Consider the following 1,379-nt stretch of genomic DNA (forward strand, 5'->3'; position numbering starts at 1 on the left):
TTCAATTTTGTATTGATTCACCAGCCAGCAAGCTGACCGGGAGAAAGCAAAGTTAAAACCGAAAGTTGATTCTGCTCTGAGGGCCTCGGTAAAGACCCTCAGCGATTCGCCATTTTTTCCGATACCGTCTTGCATCAACAGCAAGCAGTATCGAGGAATGGCCTCGCATCTGAACTCAACAGAAGTTTCATCACCAAATTGTCAATGATCGGTGCAACTTAAAAGCATTGTTCCGCTCGGCGGGCGAGTGAAAGTTGCTCTCAAGTGCGAGAGGGAATGATTACGTCTTCGGCCTCTGGCGTCAACACGCTCTAGCCCACTTTTTCAAAAAGTGAGCAAAATCGATCGAGCCACCTCCGCCGATCGCACCGGAGCCGCAACATGATACACCGTCTTTTCCCGAACCAGTGAACTCCAACCGGCACCCTGGTTTTGTCACAAAGAACTTCTGAATTATTTCCAAGCCCGTTTGCTTCCTGACCACTTTTAAAGAGTCCACTGCCGAATTGCCCTCCGATTCCCAGCCCCCGAAGCCTCGAAACGCACTTCGCTCGCAGCAAGCCACAAGCGTTCGCCGACACTGGCCAGCTGCTGTGAATTGCGAGGCACCAACCCAACAAGCAAGCGAGCGTCCCCCAAGAATGCGGAAAGAGCCCGCAGCGATAACAAACCGCTGCGATAACAAATTCGGATACCACTGTCCGCAACATGGGCACCCAAGAACGCATCGCGACCGAAAAGCGAATAGTGCCGCGGTTCGATTCAACGAACGACCACCGCCACTCAAACAGCATGGCTGCAATTCCCGCCGGATCATCCTGCATTGCCAGACCACTTCCAGAGGGTCGAGCAAAAACCATCGTCCTTGATTCCATCGTCCTTGATTCCATCGTCCTTGATTCCATCGTCCTTGATTCCATCGCCCTTGATTCCATCGCCCTTGATTCGATCGCCATTGATTCGATCACCCTTGATTCGATCCTTGGCTGACGCGGCGGCTGATCGGCTGGGCTGAAAAATCGACGCTAACGTCACTTCGAAACTCGCGTATCGCGCCAGCGTCGCGGAAGCTTCGCCATCTAACAAACACGGACTGCCAACTAACAAACACGGTCTCCCCGCGAACCGTTGTCCGAACCCACGCGAACCACAACCGGGCAAAGAGGCAAAACAAGCCGCTGGTTCGACAGCACTTCACGGCCAGAGCCTTGCGATTTCGCCGGAAAGTCTTCGCGAAATACAGATCACTGCAGGCCCGCCCCGCCCCCACACCAAGCACATCTACACTGTAATACTACGTGCCGCCACCAAACCCGTCCCATGTTGCCCCCAAAACCACTCTCCCACTCTCCCACTCTCCCACTCTCCCACTCTCCCAC

General features: G+C 54.0%; 1 protein-coding gene. It reads right to left on the minus strand.

Annotated elements, in window-relative coordinates:
* Positions 1–813 precede the first annotated feature (813 nt).
* On the minus strand, positions 814–1,107 hold the full coding sequence (locus ABD971_RS22150) for a hypothetical protein (protein ID WP_345325657.1): 294 nt from the start codon (positions 1,105–1,107) through the stop codon (positions 814–816).
* Positions 1,108–1,379 lie beyond the last annotated feature (272 nt).

The sequence above is a fragment of the Novipirellula rosea genome (assembly GCF_039541335.1).
Classification (GTDB): Bacteria; Planctomycetota; Planctomycetia; order Pirellulales; family Pirellulaceae; genus Novipirellula; species Novipirellula rosea.